Raw genomic sequence first — 19580 nt, forward strand, 5'->3', positions numbered from 1 at the left:
TGTTAGTCACCTGCGGCTGGGACGAAGGTGGTCTGGTGGCCCGACGCGTCGCCGTCGCCCTCAATGATGGCGGCCTCGAACCCGTCGACGACCTCCGCCGGCTCGAACGGGTTCCCGTTGTACTTCAGCAGGCTCGACAGCTTCTCGCCGTAGCGGCCGAGGTTCTTCTGGATGAGCCCGCGGAACTGTCCCGAGGCGGTCATCTCGACAACGAGGACTTCGTCGACGCTCTCGATGAACGCCTCGACCTGCTCGGTCGGGAACGGGAGCATGTCGGAGACGCCGTACGACTTCACCGAGACGCCGGCGTCGTTGAGCCGACCCACGGCCTCCTCGACCGTGCCCTGTTGGCTCCCGAAGGTGAGGATGCCGTACTGGGCGTCCTCGGGACCGGCGTACGAGCCGGTGTCCTCGGCGTCGAGATCGGCGCGGATCGCGTCCAGCTTCTCCGTGCGCCGGTCGATCTGCGCGACCCGGTTGTCGGGGGACTCGGCGATGTGACCGGTCGGGTCGTGTTCGTTTCCGGTCGCGAGGAAGCGACCGCCCTTCTGGCCCGGCAGCGATCGCGGGGAGACGCCGTCGTCGACGTCGTGTTGGAACCGGTGGAACTTCCCGTCTGCCGAGTGCGGCTGCTCCGCGAGCGCGTCTTCGGTCAGCGTCTTGCCGAGCGTCGGGTTGGGTTCGCGGTCGAAGTGGCTCTTGGGGACGTTGACGAGCTCGCCGCCGAGCTTCTGGTCGTACAGCAGGATCGACGGGATCTGGTACTCGTAGGCCAGCCGGAAGGCGAGCCGCGACTGCGTGTACGCCTCCTCGACGGTGCCCGGCGCTAAGACGACGCGCTGGGAGTCACCCTGTGAGGTGTACAGGACGTGTTCGAGGTCGGACTGCTCTGGCTTCGTCGGCATGCCGGTCGAGGGACCGGCGCGCATGGCCTCGACTAAGACGACTGGCGTCTCCGTCATCTCCGCGAGCCCGAGCGGCTCGGACATCAGCGCGAAGCCGCCACCGGAGGAGCCGGACATGGCCTTGACGCCGGCGTGCGAGGCACCGACCGCGAGCGCGGCCGCCGCGATCTCGTCTTCGACCTGCTCCGAGATCCCGCCGAGCTTCGGCAGGTGTTTGGTCATGATGGTGAACACCTCGGTCCACGGCGTCATCGGGTACCCGGCGATGAACCGACAGCCCTCGTCGATGGCACCGTAGGAGATGGCGTCCGACCCGGACATGAGCAGTTGCGTCTCGTCGTGTTCGCCCGTCGGAACGCTCACGTCCGGCGCGTCGATGTCGTACTCCTCGCGGACCTGGTCGTAGGCCGTCTCTAAGATCTCGATGTTCGGGTCGAGGATCTTCTCCGGCATCGCGTCGCGCATGAGGTCCTCGACGTGATCGAGTTCCATGCCGATCAGCGCGCAGGTCGCACCCACGCCCGCGGTGTTGCGCATGACTTCACGACCCATGTCGCGGGCGAGGCCGCGGAGGTCGAGCGGGTAGACGTGCCAGTTGTTCTCCTCGGCGCGCTCCTCGAAGTCCGGGATCTCGGAGGTGTCGAGCAGCCCCTCGTCGTAGACGATGACGCCGCCGTCACGGAGTTCATCGAGGTTCTCCGAGAGCGGCTTGACCTCTTCGTTCCCGTAGACGGCCCCCTCCTGCGGGTTGCGGGCGAACGAGTCGCCGAGCGCCAACAGGAAGTTGTACCCGTCACCGCGGGACTGTACCGGGTCCGCGGACGCGCGGACTTCAGTGTATGTGTGGCCGCCGCGAATCCGCGACGGGTAGTGGCGATGCGTGAAGACGTTCAGCCCCGATCGCATCAGGGCCTTCGCGAAGTTCTGGCTCGTCGAAGCGATCCCGTCACCGGATCCCCCCGATATCCGCCAGATGAGTTCATCGTCAGTCATAGTGGTATGTGAGCCCGTGTAGGCCTCGTGGATTGGGGTTGTGTCGGTTACCTCTTAGTGCTTGCTATGGAATCACAAGAGACGATCGTGAAGAATACCGGACCGCTCGCTGTCGACGATGCGGTTCCGGGTCACTTTAACGCTCTCCGCCCCGACCAGTGGCATGCTCACGTTCATCGGACTCGGCCTCTACGACGAGCGGTCGGTCACCGTCGAGGGACGAGAGGCGATTCGGGCGGCCGACCGCGTCTTCGCCGAGTTCTATACCAGCAGGCTCGTCGGCGCGGACGTGGCCGACCTGCAGGCGTACCACGACGTCGACATCGAGGTTCGTCCGCGCGAGGGCGTCGAACGGGATCCGGACGCGATCCTCGACGCGGCGGCGGGCGGCGACGCCGCGTTCCTGACGGCGGGCGACACGATGATCTCGACGACGCACACGGACCTCCGGCTCCGCGCCGAAGAGCGCGGGATCGACACGCGTGTGATCCACGGCGTGACGGCGCAGTCGGCCGCGTCGAGTCTCACCGGACTCCAGAACTACCGGTTCGGGAAGGCGACGACACTCCCGTTTCCGTACGCGCACGGCGGCGACGACGTGCCAGGGAGCGTCATCGAAACGATTGAGGCGAACCGCGAGCGCGGACTCCACACGGTCGTCTACCTCGACATTAAGGTCGGGACCGGCCCGACGGGGTCGGACCCCGACCACGAGGAGTACATGACCGCGGACGTCGGTGCCGAGCTGCTCGCCGAGGGATGGACGGACGGGCTGGCGGTGGCCGTCGCCCGCGCGGGGTCGCCCGACGCAGTCGTCGCCGCCGATCGGCTCTCGGCGCTCGCCGACCGCGATTTCGGCGACCCGCTCCACCTGCTCGTGATCCCCGGCGATCTTCATCACATCGAAGCCGACGCGCTCGCCGGGCTGGCGGACGCACCGGACGAACTCCTAGACCGGTGAGTCGCCGCAGCCCGCCGCGCCGCGACCCCACGTTTGATATCTTCGTAGCACGGTATCATAGCACATGGACACACCCGCAGTCGAGGAGGTCATGTCGACGGATCTCGTCACGATCGGACCGGACGCCGCCGCAGCCGACGCCGCGACGCTGATGCTCGACACCGGCGTAAACTCCGTGTTGGTCGTCGACGGAGGTCGGCTCACGGGGCTCATCACCGCCACCGATTTCGTCTCGCTGGTCAACGAGAACGACCCGGAAGACGAGACGCCCGTCGACGCGTTCATGACGCATGACGTCGTCACCGTCGGCCCCGACGACACCGTCGAGGAACTGGCCGAACCGACGGCACACGGGTACACCCACCTGCCGGTGACGAGCGATGACGGCGAACTGGTCGGCATGGTCTCGTCGACCGACCTCACGGCGTTCCTCTCGAAAGCGCAGTAGCGACTGGGTACCGGCGACGCCGTTTGCGTATTTCGGAAGAGTAATCTAACGTGGTAACACACATCACTGTATGGATCTGAACGATCGGACCCGCGTCAGCGACGTCATGTCGACGCCACTGGAGACGATCGGCGCGGACGAGTCCCTACGGGACGCGGCGAAACGGATGCACGCCGGCGATATCAGCGCGCTCGTCGTCACGACGGGCGGCGGCTGTATCGTCACCCAGAGCGATATCGTCGGTGCGGTCGCCGAGGCACGCGACATCGAGTCGACGACCGTCCGCGACGTGATGACCGAGAACGTCGAGACCGTGACGCCCGACCTGATGATGGAGGAGGTCGCGGCGATGATGACGATGTACGGCGTCAAACACCTCCCGGTCGTCGACGACGACTACGTCGGGATGGTCTCCTCGACGGACGTGGCCGAACACCTCTCGTAACGACCTGACGAGCCGTTCGTAGCGGTCACAGGATCAACAGCGGAACGCCCGCCGCGACGCCGGCGGCGATCAACACGAGGTTCCAGACGAACACCGGTCGAACGAGTTCTCGCGAGACGCTCGCGGCGAAGGCGGTCTTCACGAGGATGCTCGCCACCGTCCCGGCGATCACGCCTGTGACTGCAGTTTCGACCCCGATCTGCCCGGTTCCGAGAAGCGACACCGCTGTCGCCGTCGAGGTCCCCGAAGAAACGAGACCGGAGAGGAACGACGTGGCGACGAATCCGCCCGCGCCGAAGGCGCGCTCTGCGCCCGCGGAGGCGAGAAGCACCACGAGGAACAGCGCGCCGAACGTCAGCGCGTTCCGCAGGCTGAACGGCGAGGTGAGATCCGTTTCTATCGGTGTCTCCCAGTCGCTCTGCCACACCGCGACGGCCACCCCGACGACCGTGATCGCTCCGAGGGGCACGCCGACGACGAGGGCGGCGTCGGGCACGAAGGCGGCCACGACCGCGGCGTTTCGAAGCGCCATCGCCGCGTTCGCGAGTAAGATCGAGCCGACGGCGATGCGCCGGAGGTCTTCGTGGCCGCGTGCCCGCTTGGCCATCTCGGCGACGACCGCGGTGGAGTTCACGAGGCCGCCGAAGAAGCCGGTGACCGCGTACCCCCGACCCTGATACCGCTTCACGAGCACGTAGTTCACGAAGCCGATACCGCTGACCGCGACGACGAGCGACCAGACGAGCCGGGGCTGGATCGCTCCCCACGGATCGACGGTCTCCGTCGGAAGCAGCGGGAAGACGACGAACGCGAGGATGGTGAACTCGACGGCGCTTCGCACCTCCTCTCTGGAGAGCCCCCACGCGAACTGGTGAAGCTCGCGTTTCAACACGAGCAAAAGCGAGGAGAGCACGGCCACCGTCACCGCCTCGATGAAGAACTCGTTCGCGACCAGCGCGCCCACCCCGTAGGTGACGAGCAGCGAGACGGACGTCGTGAGCGAGAGTCCTTCGACGTCGGACTCGACGAAGCTGCGGACCGCAAGCAGCACCGCGATGGCGACGATGAGGATTCCCCCGACGATCAGGAGCCCGTCGCTGTCGACGAGTGAGAACACCGCGGCCGCGAGGCTGATCAAAGCGAACGTCCGTATCCCGGCCGATTTCTGGGACCACTCCCGCTCCAGTCCGAGGAACATCCCGAGCGCCGTCGCCAACGCCAGCTTCGCGACGTTCGTCTGGAGGTACACGAGGGGGTCGACGGCGTCTACCATCGCCACCACCGCCGAGTCGCGAACCCATGTCCGTTCGCTGCCGAAGCGGTACCGCGCATACGCCGCATCACTCGACAGCGACGCCTATAGTTTGCCATGCGACGCGTTACTCGGCGACCGCCGCTTCGGTCACCGGTTCGTCGGCTCTCGCGGGAGGTCAAGCGACTCCGTGAGGTCGTGTTCCTCGCCCGTGAGGAGGTAGAGCACGTCTTCGAGGACGACGACGAGCTCTGGCATCTGGCGCACGACGAGGAAGGTGATCCCGACGAGCGCGACGACCGCGAGGAGTTGACTCATGATCCGATCGGAGATCAGAAACGAGACCCGGTACGGGTCTGTCGCGCCGAACATCGTCAACACGAGGTCCGGGTACCAGTGCATGTACTGATTGCCGGCGACGACGGAGATGAACGTGGTCCGGAGGATGTTAAGGACGTAGATGAGCGGGAGCGACACCGCGAGCGCGCGGAGTTTTCGCGACAGCGGGGCCTGCACGGCGGCGACGAGCCCGCCGAAGATCGCCATGCTCCCGAGTCCCGTGCACGCCAGCACGATGTGGATGACGACGGTGTGGCCGTCCTCCAGCGTCCACGAGTACGCCGCGTCGTACCCCTCACTGCTCGTCACCGCCTCCGGCGCGTAGCCGAGCAGGTCGATGAGCGCCCCGGTCTGGCTCGCGACGATCTCGATGAGGACCCGCCGCGGCTCCGGGACCGTCACGCCCGCGACGGTGAACGCCGGGATCGTCTCGAACGGGAGGTAGATGAAAAGCATGATCGCGATCGCCCGCGTGAGGGTAAAAAGCGACGCGCGACCGCTGTACAGCAGATAACCGGCGTACACGCTTGCGGGGAAGCCAACGAGCGCGAGGATCGACTCGACGTAGCTCTGGTGTTCGAACGCGAAGTACGGCACCGTCGACAGCCAGAACAGTCCGAACACCGCCCACGTTCCGGCTGCGAGCGCCCGTCCGGCCGCCAGTCCGCGACTGTCCAGAAGCCACGCCGTGGCGAACAGGACCGCGACGATCCACGCGAACGTGAACGTGTCCGGGATAAGGCTCAGAATCGCAGACACGCCGGAACCGAACATGTCGCGTTCGTCGGTCGTCACCGAATAAAGCCCTTGTCGTTGCCGACGGTACGTCGGGTATCAGGACGCGGATCGAAAAAGTGCGTTCCGTCTCGCCCGGCGCGGTCGCCGCCGTCCGCTCAGCGTTCGTCCGAGTCGAGCACGCGGATCTGGTCGCCGCGGACGGTGACCGGGATCGGGACGGTCGCTTCGTACAGCTCGACAGTCACCTGGTCTTTCCCCTCGTCTATCCGCTGAACGCGCGCCTTCTCGCCTTTGAACGGGCCGGCGATCAGCTCGACGATGTCGCCCTCGGCGATCCCCTCCACGTCGGGGGTCGGAGAGAGGAAGTGTTCGACCTCCGAAAAGGGACTCTCCGCGGGCCCCTCAGAGCCCTGAATCACGCCGCGGGCGTGCGGGATCTCGTCGAGGATCCGGGCGAACACGCTCCCGTCCGTCGCCTCGACCATCACGTAGCTCGTGAGCTGGTCGGGGGCGATGACCGCCTGAATCTCCGGCATCTCCTTTTCTGCGAGCATGTCGGCGACGGTCCGCTCTTGGCTCGCGGTGGTTTTGACCGAGAAGATCGGCATTACGCGCCGACCCCCGGCAGGAGGCTCATGATCGCGAACATCAGGAAGCCGATGAAGCCGATGAGCAGGATGCCCGCGCCGGCGATCTTCGACACCTGAAGGAACTCGTCGGTGCTCGGCGTGCTCGCCAGCTTCAGCACCCGAATGTAGCTGTTGAGGTCGTACGGAACGTCCATGTTACGAGGCGCTTCGAGACGAGACGGTTTTTACCTTTTGATGCTGGGCCGATCGATCGACGGCAGAAACCGAACGGAGCGGAGCCGGTGGGGCATTCAGCATACAGACGGAACAGACGCGTACCCGGTCGAGAGCGGAGCCGTCCGGCTCCGGTTACTCCACGTAGTCGATGTCTTCGACCTCGGATGCACCCTCCGGTGCCTCGCCGTTGCGGCCGTAGATCTGCGGCGACTCCACGCCGGTGACAACGATCATCGTCCGCATCTCTCCCTCCAGATCGTCGTCGACGGAGGTCCCCCAGATGATCCGCGCGTCGGGGTCGATCCGGTCGTATATCTCCTCGACAACCCCTTCCGCCTCCTCGATGGACATGTCCGTACCGCCGGTGACGTTCACCAGCGCGGAGTTCGCGCCGGAGATGTCGACGTCGAGCAGCGGCGACCGGAGCGCCGATTTCACCGAGTCCTGCGCCTTCGAGTCGGAGTCGGACTCGCCGAGGCCGATCATCGCGACGCCGCCCTTCTCCATGACGGTGCGAACGTCGGCGAAGTCGAGGTTGACCAAGCCGGGCATCGTGATGAGTTCCGTGATACCCTTCACGGAGCGCATGAGCACCTCGTCGGAGACCTTGAACGCCTGACGGACGGGGAGCTTGCCGACCGCGTCGAGCAGGCGGTCGTTAGGGACGACGATGACCGTGTCGCTCACGTCGCGGAGGCGCTCTAAGCCGGCCTCGGCGTTCGTCCGGCGCACCTCGCCCTCCGCCGTGAACGGGGTAGTGACGATGGCGATGGTGAGCGCGCCCGACTCGCGTGCGGCCTTCGCGACGACCGGGGCGGAACCCGTGCCCGTCCCCCCGCCGAGTCCGGCGGTGACGAACACCATGTCGGAGCCGTCGATGGCATCTTGGATCTCCTCTTGGGACTCAATCGCCGCCTCCTCGCCGACCTGCGGGAGCGAGCCGGCACCGCGGCCCTGCGTCTTCTGCTGACCCATGAGGATCTTCGTGTCCGCCTCAATGTTGACGAGGTGTTGCACGTCCGTGTTGGCGGCCACGAGCTTCGCGCCGTGGATCCCCTCCTCTGTCATCCGGTTTACCGTGTTGCCGCCGGCACCGCCGCAGCCGACCACCGTGATGTTCGTCTGGAGGTCTTGGAGAACGTCCTGCAGTTCGTCGTCGGTCATCGTCCCGGTCTGAGGTGGCGCACTGGCGGTTCCGTCGCCGGTGCCGGCGTCCGCGCCGGCCTCCCCGGCGTCGTCGCCCGGGGATTCCTCGGCTTCGTCGATGGCGTCCTCTACGATGGAGTCCATTATGTGGTGTGGTTGCGACCCGGACGTATTTATTTTTGCCCGATCGTCTGACGATCGTCGGACGAACTCCGTCGATCGGAGGCCGCGAACGCACGGCGCGCCGAGGGACTGATCAGGCGTGACGTCCGTTTCCTTCCGCGGCTCACAGCGGGAACCGATCCACCTGCGTCCGCGACACGTCCGCCGGCTCGATCGTCTCGTCGTCAACTTCCACCGCCTCGCCGTCTGCGAGCCGCCCGAACGCCGGCCCCTCGGGCACTCCCGCCTCGGCGGCGAGCGACGGGTCGAACGCCGTCTCGCGGGCGACGACGCTCGTCGGTTCGGCGTCGATTGGCAGTCCGGCGTGGTCCGCGTCGTCCTCGACGTCGACCGCGTCGTACTCGACATCGACCGCGTCGTACCGCCGTTCCAAGACATCCGCGAGGTCCGCGACGAGGTCGGCGTACTCGGGCGCTTCGGTGGCTGTCGCAAACGCCGCTCGCCCGGCGGCTCGCGTCCCGGCCTGCTCGGTCTCGAAGGCGACCGTCGCCGCCTCGACCGCCGCGCGGGCCGCGGTCGAGTCGATGCCCTGTGCCCGCGACAGCAACGCGGCGGGCAGTTCCCGAATCCGGGTCTCGTCGGATCCCGTCGACGCGGGCTCGACCTCGCCGAACCGGAGCCCGTCGTCGACCGTCGCGAGGTCGGACTCCAGTCGCTCCACGAGCGCGAGCGGTCTGTCGCCGACCGTCCGGACCCACGTCTCGCTCACGACGCGGTGTCCGAGGTCGTCTATCACCGATTCGAGGATCGGTCTGTCGCCCTCGACCACGGCGAACTCGGCCCGGCTCCGCTCGAACGCCTGCTCGATCACGTCTCGGTTCGCGTCGGGCGCGCCCATCTCGCCGAGCGCCCAGTCCGCGGCCACATGACCCACCGCCCACGCCGTCTCGCGGACGATTCGGGTGAACCGCGGCGCGTAGTGGCCGCCGCCGAAGCCGACGACATGGCGCGGGGTCGGATCTCTTCCGTCGTCGCCGTCGACGAGCAGGTCCGCCCCCGTGTCCCGCATATCGAGGACCGCTCGCGCGACCGCGCGGGCCGCTTCCGGATCGCTCCACTGCGGTTCGTCCGAGCCGAGTTCGACGAACAGCGACGGCACGCGCACGTCCGTGGGGCCGTGGTGCGTGCACTCGATACCCACGTCGTAGCCCGCGGGCGCGTGTGACGCCAGCGCCGCGACCACGCGCTTTTCGGCGCCGGGAGCGGCTCGCGAGAGCGTCTCGGACGCGCCGCCGTACGGCGCTGGGCCGAAGTTCCCGGTGACGTGTGCGGTCAGCAGCTCGCCGCTCTCGCCCGAGTGCCTGGAGACGAACACGAGGACCGCCGGCGTCTCGTCGTCCGTGCCGAACGCGTCCGTCGGGTCGTCCAGATCGACGTGGAGGTCGTCGAATTCGCGGAGCTCGAACCCGTCGGTCCGGTAGTAGGTACCGCCCCCCGCCGCGTCGGGGCGCGTCTCGTCCTCGTGCGGCTCCCAGTCGCCGACCGCGAGCAGCTGCTCTCCGATGTGTACCGAGGCGCTGTCTGCCCGACTCACGACGATCGCTATCACGCCCGTCGCTCCGGGAGCGTCGCCCGAATAGCCGTCGGTTCCGGTCGCGGGCGGGTGCGCGTCCGTGGCCGGCGAACGGTGAACTGAGAGTCGAGTCAGACCGACGGCGACCGAAAGGCGCTTTTCGTCGGCCCGCGAGCCTCGCGTATGATCACGGTCGCGCTGGCGGGGAAGCCGAACGCCGGCAAGTCAACCTTCTACACCGCCGCGACGATGGCCGACGTCGACGTCGCGAACTATCCGTTCACGACGATCGACGCCAACCGCGGAGTGACCCACGTTCGGACCGAGTGTCCCTGTCTCGACCGCGACGAGCGGTGCGGCAACGAGCGCTGCCGCGACGGCAAACGGTACGTACCGGTCGAACTCCTCGACGTGGCCGGGCTCGTCCCCGGCGCACACGAGGGAAAGGGGCTCGGTAACCAGTTTCTCGACGAGTTGACGAACGCGGACGTGGTGGTGAACGTCGTCGACGCCTCCGGGGCGACGAACGCCGAGGGGGAACCGGTCGAACCCGGGAGCCGCGATCCGCTCGACGACGTGGACTTCATCGAGGAGGAGATGGACCTGTGGCTCACGGGGATCGTCGACCGCAACTGGGAGAGCGTCGAGCGCAAGTCGCGGTCGCCGGAGTTCGACATCGAGACGGCGCTCACCGATATGCTCACGGGGTTCGGTGCGAGCGAACACGACGTGGCGTCGGTGCTCCGCGGGCTGGAGTACCCCGCCGATCCGAAGGCGTGGACCGACGACGACCGCGAGGCGCTCGCGCGAGCGGTCCGCCGCCGGACCAAGCCGATCGTCGTCGTCGCAAACAAGGTCGACGCCGCGCCGGAGGACGCTGTCGACCGCATCCGAGCGGGGACCGACAAGCCCGTGATTCCCGCGACCGCGGACGGCGAGCGTGCCCTCCGCCGGGCCGCCGAGGCCGGCGTCGTCGACTACGACCCGGGCGACGAGGCCTTCGAGGTCGTCGGCGACGTCTCCGAGAGCCAGCGGACGGGCCTCGACGCTATCGCCGACGCGATGGCGAGCCATAGGGGGACCGGCGTGCAGGCGGCGCTGAACGCAGCCGTCTACGACCGCCTCGATCGGATCACGGTGTATCCCGTCCAAGACGCCGCGAAGTGGACCGACGGCACCGGGAACGTCCTCCCCGACGCCCACCTCTTGCCCGCGGGGTCGACCCCGCCGGACTTGGCGTACGCCGTTCACACCGACATCGGCGAGGGGTACCTCCACGCGGTCGACGCGCGCTCCTCGCGCCGGATCGGAGAGAGTCACGAGCTGTCGGAGGGCGACGTGATCAAGATCGTCTCGACGGCGGGACCGTGACCGTCCCCGGAGGCCTGAGGCGTCTGGCGCAGCCCCCCGTGCAACCGATAGACACATCCCATTCGGGAGAGAGAGGCCGGTAGACACCGGACATGCTGGGGCTCGAACACGACTTCCGGATCGTCGACACGCGGGCGACGCTCGATCCCGACGAGTCGTCGGTCGCGACCCACGGTCGTGACATCTCGCCGGAGCGACTGGAGCGGGAGATGCTGCAGGCCGGGATCGTCCGCGCCGTCGCGAGCCCGGGACAGCGCGCGCCCGGTCGGAGCTACCTCCGCGCGAACAACGCCGTCGCTCGGCTCTCTATCGACCGCCCCTTCGTCGCGTTCGCTCGGCTCAACGGTCCGCGCGACGCTGGGACCGGTCCGATGTCCGTCGTTCGGAACCTTCGCGCCGAGCGCGACGACCACCACACGCGCCCGGACGACGTCGAGCAGTACTCCTACGACGACCGCTTTCACGGGTTCACGCTCGCGCCGCACGTCGACGGCCTCCCGAACGAAGACGTGCTGACGCGGCTGGCGGACGCGGACCTCCCGCTCATCGTCCACGCGGGCAAGCGGTTCCCGCCGTCGGCGGTCGAAACGGAACTGCTCGGCTACGACTTCCCGGTGGTGCTCGGGAGCTTCGGCGGCCACCCGCTCGATGCCGACCTGATGAGCGAGACGCTCGACCTGCTCGACGACCACGACCGGCTGTACGTCGACACGACGGCCGTGCGCTACCGCGAGGTGCTCGAACGCGGGATCTTAGAGCATCCGGACCGCGTGCTGTTCGGCTCCGGCGCGCCGGACGCCCACCCGAACGTGGGCGTGATGGAGGTGCTCACGCTCGACGTCTCAGAGGACCTGATGCGGCGAGTGTTCGCGAAGAACCCGGTGCGGCTGGTGCCCGCGCTCGCAGAGGGTGCCGACGTCTGACCCTGACTGTGCCGCGCTGTCGACGGCCGCGCTGTCGATGACTCCGCCGCCGACCGCGCCGCCGACGCCAAGCGGTAGCCACTTGCCGGCGCGTCGCCCACTCGCGACCATGAGCGACGCAGATGTCGACGACATCGGTGACGACGCCGACGGCGTCGCCGGCGACCACACGAGCGACGACGCGGACCGTACTGAAGAGACCGACCCCCTCGTCGAGGTCGTCCGCGCGACCGGCCACGAGAACGTCACCGCCGAGCACGCGAGCACCGTCGAGTTCACGACCGACGACTGGCTCACGCCCGCGGGCGACTGCATCGTCGGCGTCGCGGCCGACCGCGCCCCCCGGGACTTCTCGGCCGAGTTCCGCGATGCGTGCCGAGACGCCGGAGCGACGATAACGGCGGAGATCGCGGTTGGATCGCCCGACGACGAATCGGTCGCGCTCGACGACCCGGCCCACGCGGCGGCGATCGTCGGCCGGGGTGACCCCGGCCTGACGCTCCTCGATGATCGCTCCATGGTCGCTCGGACGAGCGCGTACACCGATGACGAGCGGACGGTTCTCATCGAGGGCGACGCCGCGGCCGGCGACCTCGACCGCGACCTCGTCGACGCGCTCGCGGCCGGCGCGCCCGCGGCGCTGCGGCTGACGGTCGATCCCGGAGCGTAGCCGTCACTCGACAACCGGCAGGTCCGCTCGGCTCCCCTTCGGCACGACGGAGCGAAGCTCGTCGTAGAGGTAGAGCCCGACGCCGATCGGGACCCGCTCGCCGGCGACCTCGTGAGCCGCGATCAGGTACCCCCAGTCGCCGTCCCACTCGGGGAGGTCCTGGTCCTCGCCGGCCGCGAACCGGGCGGCCCGCTCGGGACCCAGATCGATCACGTTTCGCGTCGCGTGCGCGCCGAACCGCGACGCCGCCCGCCCGGTGGGCTTCCAGTGCTCCTGTCGCGTCCGGAGAAACGTCATCCCGATCGCCTCCACCTCGCTCGGATCGGTCGCCTCGCCGTTGAATATCCAGATCTTCCCGGCCCCCTTCTCCCAGAAGCTGTACCCCTCGAACACGTCCGTTCCGATTCCGAACCGCTCCTGCCACCAATCGAGCACCTCGGCGCGGCTCGCGCGCCCCTCGACCACCTGGTCCGCCGGGGTTTCAGGCAGGCGGTCGAACCGCTGTCCGTCGTTGGCCCGTTCGCCTCGCTGGTCGCCGTCACGACGATCGCTCACGCGGCCACCTCCTCGTCGCCGGCGACCTCACGTGTTTCGCCGTCGCGACCGCCGCCCTCGGCCCCTCTTCCGTTCACCCGCAGCTTCGCACAAAAGAACCCCCCCGTGTCGTTCCGGTGCGGGTAGATCCGCTTCGCGCGGGTCACCGCCTCGTCGTAGGTCTCGTTTTCCCACTCGGTGACGCCCGGATCGGCCTCCAGCGGAAGGTCGAACTCGACTATCTCACACGGCTCGTTCGCGAGGACGTGGTCGAGCACCGCCTCGTTCTCCTCCGGCGCGAACGTGCACGTCGAGTAGACGACTGTGCCGCCGGGACGGGTCGCCTGTACGGCGCGCGAGAGGATCCCCTTTTGGATCCCGGCGACGCCGTGGACGTGATCGAGCGTCCACTGGTCGAGGACGTCCGGGTTCTTCCGGCAAGTCCCCTCACACGAGCAGGGGGCGTCGACCAGTGCGCGGTCGAACGCGTCGAACGCGAGCGGTTTCACGGAGAAGTTGCGCGCGTCCTGGTTCGTGACGATCGCGTTCGTCACGCCGAGCCGCTCGGCGTTGTGCCGCAGCGCCGAGAGCCGACCGAGATTGTTGTCGTTCGCGACGACGGTCCCCCGGTCGTCCATGGCGTCGGCGATCTGCGTCGTCTTGCTCCCCGGAGCGGCACAGGCGTCCCAGACGCGCTCGCCGGGCTGCGGGTCGAGTGCGAGCCCCGGCAAGACGGAAACCTCCTCTTGGCCGTGGGTCCAGCCGTGGACGTACGGCCAGTTCCCGCCGGGGTTCCCGTCGGGCAGCCGAAACAGTCCGTCGTGCCAGCCGACGGGCTCGTACGCCACCCCCTCCTCCTCGAACGCCTCACGGACGCGCGCCGGCGAGGCGGCGATCCCGTTCGTGCGCACGACCGACGGCAGCGGCCGGTCACACGCCGTCCGGAACGCGTCAACGTCGTCGACGAGTGACTCGTACCGGTCGAGCGGATTCATGGCCTCTCTTCCCCGCGGGGGCGTTAGTCGGTTTCGGCACGGGACGGTCCGGAACTCGCCGCGCTCCCGCGGGCAGACGGCCCCACCGTTTTAGGTCGGTCGGCGGCGTACCGCCGCACATGGCGCAAATATCCGTACTCGACGACGAGGTGTCGCTGTCCGAACCGACCCTTGTCGAGGGGTTCCCCGGCGTGGGGCTCGTCGGCAAGATCGCGACCGATCACATGATCGACGCACACGAGATGACCCACTACGCCAACGTCCACTGCGACGGTCTCCCGCGAGTGGCGGTGTACCGGGAAGACGATCCGACGGTGACCGCCCCCGTGCGGCTGTACGCCGACTCCGAACTCGATCTCGTCGCGCTCAGAAGCGACGTGCCTGTCCATCCGAACGCCGCAACCGAGGTCGCGGACTGCCTCAACGGGTGGTTCGACGAGACGACAGCGTTCCCCGTGTTCCTCTCCGGCCTCGGCCGCGAGAAGGACGAAAACCCGCCGGCGCTGTACGGGATCGCGACCGGCGACGGCGGCGACGCGCTCTCGCGCGCTTCGGTCGACGACCCGCCGGAATCCGGCCTCGTCTCCGGACCGACCGGCGCGATGCTCGCGGCGGCGTTAGAGCGCGGTCGCGACGCCGTCGGGCTGATCGTCGAATCGGATCCGCAGTTCCCCGATCCGGAGGGCGCGCGGATCCTCATTCGCGACGGCATCGACCCGATCGCCGGGACCGAGACGCCGACCGACGGCCTCGTGGATCAGGCGACCGAGATCCGCAACGCCAAACAGCAGCTCGCAGAGCGGATGCGGCAGGCGACAGAGGAGAGCTCGCAGGCGGAGCCGCTGAAGATGTTCCAGTGAGAGGAGCAACTTAGTCTTCGTCCGCCGTCCGGGTCCCCGCCTCCTCGTCTGAGTCCGCGGGTCCATCCTCCAGTTCGTCGAGGATCGGCCGGTATTTGAGTTGCACCTCGTCCCACTCGCGGTCCGGATCGGAGTCCGCGACGAGACCCACGCCGGCGAAGAGCGTCGCTCGACGCGGGCGCGCGACCGCAGAGCGTATCGCGACCGCGAACGCGCCGTTGCCGGCGGCGTCGATCCAGCCGACCGGCGCGGCGTACCAGCCGCGGTCGAACGGCTCCGCCTCCCGGATGGTGTCGAGCGCGCGGTCCGGCGGAAGTCCCCCGACCGCGGGCGTCGGGTGGAGCGCCTCGACCAGTTCGAGGACGTGCCGGTCGTCGTCGAGCTCCGCGGTGATCGGCGTGTGGAGGTGCTGTACCGTGGCGAGTCGACGCACGCGCCTGTCGTCGGCCGAGATCGACGCGGCGAACGGCTCCAACTGCTCGCGGACCGTCTCCGCGACGAGTTCGTGCTCGTGAACGTTCTTGGCGTCGTCGAGGAGTTCGCGCGCGAGCCACTCGTCTTCTTCTGGAGTCTCGCCGCGGCCGGTGGTTCCGGCGAGCGCGTCCGTCTCCACCGTTCGGCCGCGGAGCGCGACCAGCCGCTCGGGGGTCGCGCCGAAAAAGGCGCTTCCGCGCCCGTCGCTCGCGGGTTCGAAGTAGTATCGGTGACAGTCCGGATACTTTTCCGCAAGCCGTTCGAGCGTCGCAGCACGCGGAAACGGGGCAGAGAGCTCTGCGTCTAGCGCCTGTGCGAGAACGACCTTCTGAAGGTCGCCGCCCCGGATCCGGTCGACGGCGGCCTCCACCCCGGAGCGCCACGCCTCGCGGCTCGTGGTGCGATGGCTCGCCGCGATCCCGGGACGCGGCGGCCGGTCCGTCCCCGCGTCGAGGCCGGACAGCCGGTCCACCTCGACTCCGAGCCGACGCTCTACGTCGTTTACGGACGCGTCTGGCCCGGTCGCATTCACCGTCAGCCAGACGCCGTTGTCGGCGACCGTCATCTGTACGCGCGGGAGGACGAACCGCGCCTCGGGGAACGGCTTCCACGGGTCGCCGTCACAGCTCCCCTCGTGGAATGCGAAGCCGCCGAACACGCGAGGACGGGCGGCCTCGGTGCCGGCGTGGACGTCGCCGGAGTCGAACAGGTCGGCAGCAGCGGTGCGGATCTCGGCGAAGCGGTCGGGGCCGTGGCCCGTCAGCGTCGCGGCCGCTCCGCTCCCGAGCACCAGCGCGTCGTCGGGTGCGTTCCACGTCGTCAGCGGTTCCGGAAGCGCGTCGAACGCCGCCGCGAACGCCGGCGCGTCGATCTCGGTCGTACGGCTGACGAGCGACGGGGACGACGTCGAACGCGCCTGTTCCATTGCCGTGAACTCCGGGCCGAGGAACCTTTATCCTGACTATCGGGGGAACCCACCGCCCGTCGAGAGGCGCACGATCCACCGTCTCATCCCGTCGACAGGCGCACGATCCACCGTCTCATCCCGTCGACAGGCGCACGATCTACCGGCTCGTCCCGTCGACACACGATTCGTGACTCGGCTCGCGACCGCTAGCTGTACCGCTCTTCTTTCCACGGGTTCGCCGTGTCGCTGTACCCGCGCTTTTCCCAGTACCCGAGCTCCTTCTCGGTGAGAAACTCGACGCCTGTGACCCATTTTGCGCCCTTGTACGCGTACTTGTGAGGGGTGACGACCCGGATCGGTCCGCCGTGGTCGGCGGGGAGGTCGCCGCCGTCGTAGCCGTACGCGAACAGCACGCCGGGCTCGGTGCACTCGCCGAGCGGAAGGTTCGTCGTGTAGCCGTCGAGCGCATGGAACACGACGTGGGAGACGTCGTCGTCGAGCCCGGCACGCGCCGCGATCTCGGCGAACTTGACCCCCGTGAACGTGCAGTCGAACGTGCTCCAGCCGGTGACACAGTGGAAGTCCTGTCGCTGCGTGACGGAAGGGAGGTCGCGGAACGTCGCAAGCGAGAACGATTGGGGCTCGTCGACGGCACCCCACACCTCGAAGGCGAACGAGTCCGCGTTCCACGCCGGCGTCTCGCCCTTCGAGAGCACCGGGAAGCGGTCGGTCTCGCGTTGTCCCGGCGGGAGCCGGTCGTCACCGTACTCCCGATAGAGGCCGGTGAGATCCGTCGTACCGTCGGCTGCGGCGTCGGTCATGCGTGCCGATCGGCGGCGTACGCACCTATCGGTGTCGCTCCAGACCGGAACCCGACACTCTCACGCAGCGGACACATACGCACACGCTCACTAATACGAATATTCTAAAACAGAGTTAAAAGAATTCAAAGTATACTTCTGAACTGTTCTACTTTTGTTTTCGTATATCCACATCCTCGACGCCACATTTATATACCCATTGCCATTACTCCCCGACAGGAAATGCCACGAGTGGAGATAACTGTGCCGGAGCATCTGGAGATGCAGATCGCCCAGATGGTGGAGCAAGGGGAGTTCCTCAACCGAGAAGAAGCGGTCGAAGAGCTTCTGTCGACGGGAATCAAGGCGTACAAGACCAGCGGCCCCCGAGACGACGAAGAGTCGAGTGGCTTCGAGGACGAGGGGATGATGGGTCACGAAGACGAGTACGTGTTCTGACTGGCGGCGGTCGGACCCGGTTTACCGCACACAGCGATCCCGACCGCTAGTACCGACGAAACCGTGCGTGCCCCCCTCAACAACGCTTAAAGGGGCAAGGACACGTATCTGCGGGTATGCACAAAGACGAGCTGCTCGAACTTCACGAACAGATGGTGACGATAATGGAGCACTTCCGCGGCCACGAGACGGTCGACGGCTCGCTTTTCGATCCGTACGACGAACTCGACGTCGACCCGTCACACGTCCACAAGTCGAAGAGCGAGCACAAACACGCCGTGTTCGTGCTCGGAAACGCCCTCGCGAACGCGATGAGCGAAGACGAGTTCTCGCCTGCGGGCCGCGTCGGAAAGCGGATGAAAGAACTCGCCGACGACGCCGAAAACAAGATCTGAACGGCGGTTTTACCGAGAATCGAGGAGACCGCCTCGCGCTTCATCGCGGGAAAGATAGCAAGCCGGTGCGCTGGCTTTCTCCGATATCCCGGCGCGTCTCTACGGTTCCAAGCGGTTCGGGTCCCGCGGGAACATGATCGCCTCTTTGATGTTCGAGAGCCCGGCGACCTTCTGGACGAGCCGGTCGATACCGAGTCCGTAGCCGCCGTGGGGCGGCGTGCCGTAGCTCAGCGCCTCGATGTAGAACTCGAAGTTGGCCGTCTCGACGCCCTCCTCCTCCATGACCTCGACCATACGATCGACGTCGTGTTCGCGCTGGCCGCCCGACGACAGCTCCTGTCCCTTATAAATCAGGTCGAACTTCCGAGACGCGATGTCGTCGTCGTCGACGTCCTGCATGTAGTAGAACTTCTCGTCTGGGTAGCCGACGACGAAGAAGGCGGGGTGTCCCTGCTCCTCGAAGTGCTCGCCGAGCAGCTTCTCTCCCTTCGTGTCGAGGTCGGTCGGATCGTCCGGGAAGTGACCGTACTCGGTTTCGAGGATGTCGAGAGCCTCCTCAAAGGTGATCCGCGGGAAGTCGTCTTCTGGCACCTCGATATCCACGTCAAGTAAGTCTAGTTCGCGCTCGGCGTCCTCGACGACCGCGCGAAGCGCGTAGCGGAGCGACTCCTCTTGGACGTCCATCACGTCGTCGTGGTCGTCGATGTACGCGAGTTCGACGTCGAACATCGCGATCTCGGAGACGTGTCGGGAGGTCGCGAAGTCCTCCGCGCGGAACGCGGTGCCGGTCTCGTAGACGGCCTCGTAGCCGGAGGCCATGAGCATCTGCTTGTACAGTTGCGGGCTCTGTGAGAGGAACGCGTCTTGGTTGTAATAGAGGATCGGGAACAGCTCTGCGCCTCCCTCGGCTCCGCCCTTCGAGATGAGCGGCGTTTTGATGTCGACGAACCCCTCGTCGTCGAACCACTCTTCCATCGCCGTGATCAGCTTCGAGCGCAGAGTGAACACGGCGAGCGTCTCCGGTTTCCGGAGGTCGAGCGCGCGGTTATCGAGCCGGGTGGAGAGGTCGACCTCGATGTCCTTCGAGATCTCGAGCGGCAGCGGCGAGCCCGCCTCGTCGATGACTTCGTACTCGGTCGGCGCGATCTCGACGCCGCCGGGTGCCTGATCGCTCTCCAGCGGCTCGCCGACGACGCGAACGACGTCTTCGGCTCCGACGTCTTGGACCGCCTCGAACAGGTCCGGCTCCCGCTCCTCTTTGAACACGATCTGGATGAGCCCTTCGCGGTCACGTACGATGAGGAAGACGAGCCCTCCCAGATCGCGGATCTCGTGGACGTGGCCGGCGATGGCGACCTCGTCCGCGTCCGGTTCGACGTCCGACGTGTGGATACGCTCGATCATGGAGAGTGAGTTACGTTCCACTGGTCGGGCGGCCATCATAGGCCTGTCGTCTCGCCGCG

The 19580-nt window shown here is 67.4% G+C and carries 21 protein-coding genes; 9 read left to right on the top strand and 12 right to left on the bottom strand.

The features are described 5' to 3' along the window. Positions 1 to 2: 2 nt before the first annotated feature. Positions 3 to 1898, bottom strand: coding sequence for a 2-oxoacid:acceptor oxidoreductase subunit alpha (locus EP28_RS01855; protein ID WP_049982304.1), 1896 nt, complete (start codon positions 1896 to 1898; stop codon positions 3 to 5). A 163-nt stretch (positions 1899 to 2061) separates the two neighbouring features. On the opposite strand from EP28_RS01855, the gene dph5 reads away from it, so the two are divergent. The 3 genes from dph5 (at position 2062) to EP28_RS01870 (ending at position 3752) form a co-directional block, all read left to right on the top strand. Beyond that, complete coding sequence (dph5, locus tag EP28_RS01860; protein WP_049982305.1) at positions 2062 to 2859, top strand: diphthine synthase; 798 nt, start codon at positions 2062 to 2064, stop codon at positions 2857 to 2859. 64 nt (positions 2860 to 2923) lie between these two features. Continuing rightward, complete coding sequence (locus tag EP28_RS01865; RefSeq protein ID WP_049982306.1) at positions 2924 to 3307, top strand: CBS domain-containing protein; 384 nt, start codon at positions 2924 to 2926, stop codon at positions 3305 to 3307. Positions 3308 to 3377: 70 nt separating this feature from the next. Then, positions 3378 to 3752 carry a CBS domain-containing protein gene (locus EP28_RS01870; protein ID WP_049982307.1) on the top strand — a complete coding sequence of 125 codons (375 nt, stop codon included), beginning with the start codon at positions 3378 to 3380 and terminating at the stop codon, positions 3750 to 3752. A 25-nt stretch (positions 3753 to 3777) separates the two neighbouring features. On the opposite strand, the gene EP28_RS01875 is transcribed toward EP28_RS01870, so the two are convergent. The 6 genes from EP28_RS01875 to EP28_RS01900 all read right to left on the bottom strand — a co-directional run bounded on the left by EP28_RS01875 (position 3778) and on the right by EP28_RS01900 (position 9765). Continuing rightward, positions 3778 to 5025 (bottom strand): MgtC/SapB family protein, encoded by a 1248-nt coding sequence (locus EP28_RS01875; RefSeq protein WP_049982803.1) that lies wholly within the window; start codon positions 5023 to 5025, stop codon positions 3778 to 3780. A gap of 129 nt (positions 5026 to 5154) precedes the next feature. Continuing rightward, positions 5155 to 6117, bottom strand: coding sequence for an archaeosortase A (gene artA / locus EP28_RS01880; protein WP_049982804.1), 963 nt, complete (start codon positions 6115 to 6117; stop codon positions 5155 to 5157). A gap of 119 nt (positions 6118 to 6236) precedes the next feature. Then, on the bottom strand, positions 6237 to 6689 hold the full coding sequence (locus EP28_RS01885; RefSeq protein WP_008004357.1) for a transcription elongation factor Spt5: 453 nt from the start codon (positions 6687 to 6689) through the stop codon (positions 6237 to 6239). Beyond that, positions 6689 to 6865, bottom strand: coding sequence for a protein translocase SEC61 complex subunit gamma (locus EP28_RS01890; RefSeq protein WP_006628863.1), 177 nt, complete (start codon positions 6863 to 6865; stop codon positions 6689 to 6691). Before EP28_RS01890 ends, EP28_RS01885 begins: the two co-directional genes overlap by 1 nt. Before the next feature lie 154 nt (positions 6866 to 7019). Further along, positions 7020 to 8177, bottom strand: a complete 1158-nt coding sequence (gene ftsZ, locus EP28_RS01895) for a cell division protein FtsZ (protein ID WP_049982308.1) — start codon at positions 8175 to 8177, stop codon at positions 7020 to 7022. A gap of 142 nt (positions 8178 to 8319) precedes the next feature. Beyond that, a complete protein-coding gene (locus EP28_RS01900; RefSeq protein ID WP_049982309.1) occupies positions 8320 to 9765 on the bottom strand; it encodes a D-aminoacyl-tRNA deacylase in 1446 nt (481 codons plus the stop codon). A gap of 147 nt (positions 9766 to 9912) precedes the next feature. Between EP28_RS01900 and EP28_RS01905 the strand changes: the two genes are divergently transcribed. From EP28_RS01905 to EP28_RS01915, 3 genes are all read left to right on the top strand, one after another. Beyond that, complete coding sequence (locus tag EP28_RS01905; RefSeq protein ID WP_049982310.1) at positions 9913 to 11100, top strand: redox-regulated ATPase YchF; 1188 nt, start codon at positions 9913 to 9915, stop codon at positions 11098 to 11100. A gap of 92 nt (positions 11101 to 11192) precedes the next feature. Then, positions 11193 to 12023, top strand: a complete 831-nt coding sequence (locus EP28_RS01910) for an amidohydrolase family protein (protein WP_049982311.1) — start codon at positions 11193 to 11195, stop codon at positions 12021 to 12023. A gap of 109 nt (positions 12024 to 12132) precedes the next feature. Beyond that, a complete protein-coding gene (locus EP28_RS01915) occupies positions 12133 to 12693 on the top strand; it encodes a DUF371 domain-containing protein (protein WP_080506021.1) in 561 nt (186 codons plus the stop codon). Positions 12694 to 12696: 3 nt separating this feature from the next. Here EP28_RS01915 and EP28_RS01920 read toward each other — a convergent pair whose 3' ends face one another. Continuing rightward, entirely contained in the window at positions 12697 to 13248 is a 552-nt protein-coding gene (locus EP28_RS01920; RefSeq protein ID WP_049982312.1) for a DUF7122 family protein, read from the bottom strand. Further along, a complete protein-coding gene (locus tag EP28_RS01925; RefSeq protein WP_049982313.1) occupies positions 13245 to 14222 on the bottom strand; it encodes an RsmB/NOP family class I SAM-dependent RNA methyltransferase in 978 nt (325 codons plus the stop codon). Before EP28_RS01925 ends, EP28_RS01920 begins: the two co-directional genes overlap by 4 nt. A 119-nt stretch (positions 14223 to 14341) precedes the next feature. Between EP28_RS01925 and EP28_RS01930 the strand changes: the two genes are divergently transcribed. Continuing rightward, positions 14342 to 15082 (top strand): proteasome assembly chaperone family protein, encoded by a 741-nt coding sequence (locus tag EP28_RS01930; protein WP_049982314.1) that lies wholly within the window; start codon positions 14342 to 14344, stop codon positions 15080 to 15082. 10 nt (positions 15083 to 15092) lie between these two features. On the opposite strand, the gene EP28_RS01935 is transcribed toward EP28_RS01930, so the two are convergent. Together EP28_RS01935 and EP28_RS01940 are read right to left on the bottom strand one after the other, a co-directional pair. Then, positions 15093 to 16481: an isochorismate synthase gene (locus EP28_RS01935; RefSeq protein ID WP_049982315.1), complete on the bottom strand. Its 1389-nt coding sequence runs from the start codon at positions 16479 to 16481 to the stop codon at positions 15093 to 15095. Between the two features lie 188 nt (positions 16482 to 16669). Beyond that, positions 16670 to 17284, bottom strand: a complete 615-nt coding sequence (locus tag EP28_RS01940) for a molybdopterin-dependent oxidoreductase (protein ID WP_049982316.1) — start codon at positions 17282 to 17284, stop codon at positions 16670 to 16672. 222 nt (positions 17285 to 17506) lie between these two features. On the opposite strand from EP28_RS01940, the gene EP28_RS01945 reads away from it, so the two are divergent. After that, positions 17507 to 17722 carry a DUF7120 family protein gene (locus EP28_RS01945; RefSeq protein WP_049982317.1) on the top strand — a complete coding sequence of 72 codons (216 nt, stop codon included), beginning with the start codon at positions 17507 to 17509 and terminating at the stop codon, positions 17720 to 17722. 116 nt (positions 17723 to 17838) lie between these two features. After that, positions 17839 to 18117, top strand: a complete 279-nt coding sequence (locus EP28_RS01950) for a UPF0058 family protein (RefSeq protein WP_049982318.1) — start codon at positions 17839 to 17841, stop codon at positions 18115 to 18117. 99 nt (positions 18118 to 18216) lie between these two features. On the opposite strand, the gene aspS is transcribed toward EP28_RS01950, so the two are convergent. After that, the gene (aspS, locus tag EP28_RS01955; protein ID WP_049982319.1) at positions 18217 to 19521 is read right to left on the bottom strand and encodes an aspartate--tRNA(Asn) ligase; all 1305 of its coding nucleotides are present in this window, start codon (positions 19519 to 19521) and stop codon (positions 18217 to 18219) included. Between the last annotated feature and the right edge of the window lie 59 nt (positions 19522 to 19580).

This window comes from Halorubrum sp. BV1, assembly GCF_000746205.1.
GTDB lineage: Archaea > Halobacteriota > Halobacteria > Halobacteriales > Haloferacaceae > Halorubrum.

What these genes read in the sequence shown, in the direction of transcription:
- EP28_RS01865 (WP_049982306.1), top strand. Translation starts at nt 2,924, where the DNA reads ATGGACACACCCGCAGTCGAGGAGGTCATGTCGACGGATCTCGTCACG.
- EP28_RS01890 (WP_006628863.1), bottom strand. Translation starts at nt 6,865, where the DNA reads ATGGACGTTCCGTACGACCTCAACAGCTACATTCGGGTGCTGAAGCTG.
- artA (WP_049982804.1), bottom strand. Translation starts at nt 6,117, where the DNA reads ATGTTCGGTTCCGGCGTGTCTGCGATTCTGAGCCTTATCCCGGACACG.
- EP28_RS01910 (WP_049982311.1), top strand. Translation starts at nt 11,193, where the DNA reads ATGCTGGGGCTCGAACACGACTTCCGGATCGTCGACACGCGGGCGACG.
- EP28_RS01935 (WP_049982315.1), bottom strand. Translation starts at nt 16,481, where the DNA reads ATGGAACAGGCGCGTTCGACGTCGTCCCCGTCGCTCGTCAGCCGTACG.
- EP28_RS01885 (WP_008004357.1), bottom strand. Translation starts at nt 6,689, where the DNA reads ATGCCGATCTTCTCGGTCAAAACCACCGCGAGCCAAGAGCGGACCGTC.
- EP28_RS01930 (WP_049982314.1), top strand. Translation starts at nt 14,342, where the DNA reads ATGGCGCAAATATCCGTACTCGACGACGAGGTGTCGCTGTCCGAACCG.
- aspS (WP_049982319.1), bottom strand. Translation starts at nt 19,521, where the DNA reads ATGATCGAGCGTATCCACACGTCGGACGTCGAACCGGACGCGGACGAG.
- EP28_RS01940 (WP_049982316.1), bottom strand. Translation starts at nt 17,284, where the DNA reads ATGACCGACGCCGCAGCCGACGGTACGACGGATCTCACCGGCCTCTAT.
- EP28_RS01905 (WP_049982310.1), top strand. Translation starts at nt 9,913, where the DNA reads ATGATCACGGTCGCGCTGGCGGGGAAGCCGAACGCCGGCAAGTCAACC.
- EP28_RS01945 (WP_049982317.1), top strand. Translation starts at nt 17,507, where the DNA reads ATGCCACGAGTGGAGATAACTGTGCCGGAGCATCTGGAGATGCAGATC.
- EP28_RS01870 (WP_049982307.1), top strand. Translation starts at nt 3,378, where the DNA reads ATGGATCTGAACGATCGGACCCGCGTCAGCGACGTCATGTCGACGCCA.
- dph5 (WP_049982305.1), top strand. Translation starts at nt 2,062, where the DNA reads ATGCTCACGTTCATCGGACTCGGCCTCTACGACGAGCGGTCGGTCACC.
- EP28_RS01925 (WP_049982313.1), bottom strand. Translation starts at nt 14,222, where the DNA reads ATGAATCCGCTCGACCGGTACGAGTCACTCGTCGACGACGTTGACGCG.
- EP28_RS01915 (WP_080506021.1), top strand. Translation starts at nt 12,133, where the DNA reads ATGAGCGACGCAGATGTCGACGACATCGGTGACGACGCCGACGGCGTC.
- EP28_RS01875 (WP_049982803.1), bottom strand. Translation starts at nt 5,025, where the DNA reads ATGGTAGACGCCGTCGACCCCCTCGTGTACCTCCAGACGAACGTCGCG.
- EP28_RS01950 (WP_049982318.1), top strand. Translation starts at nt 17,839, where the DNA reads ATGCACAAAGACGAGCTGCTCGAACTTCACGAACAGATGGTGACGATA.
- EP28_RS01855 (WP_049982304.1), bottom strand. Translation starts at nt 1,898, where the DNA reads ATGACTGACGATGAACTCATCTGGCGGATATCGGGGGGATCCGGTGAC.
- ftsZ (WP_049982308.1), bottom strand. Translation starts at nt 8,177, where the DNA reads ATGGACTCCATCGTAGAGGACGCCATCGACGAAGCCGAGGAATCCCCG.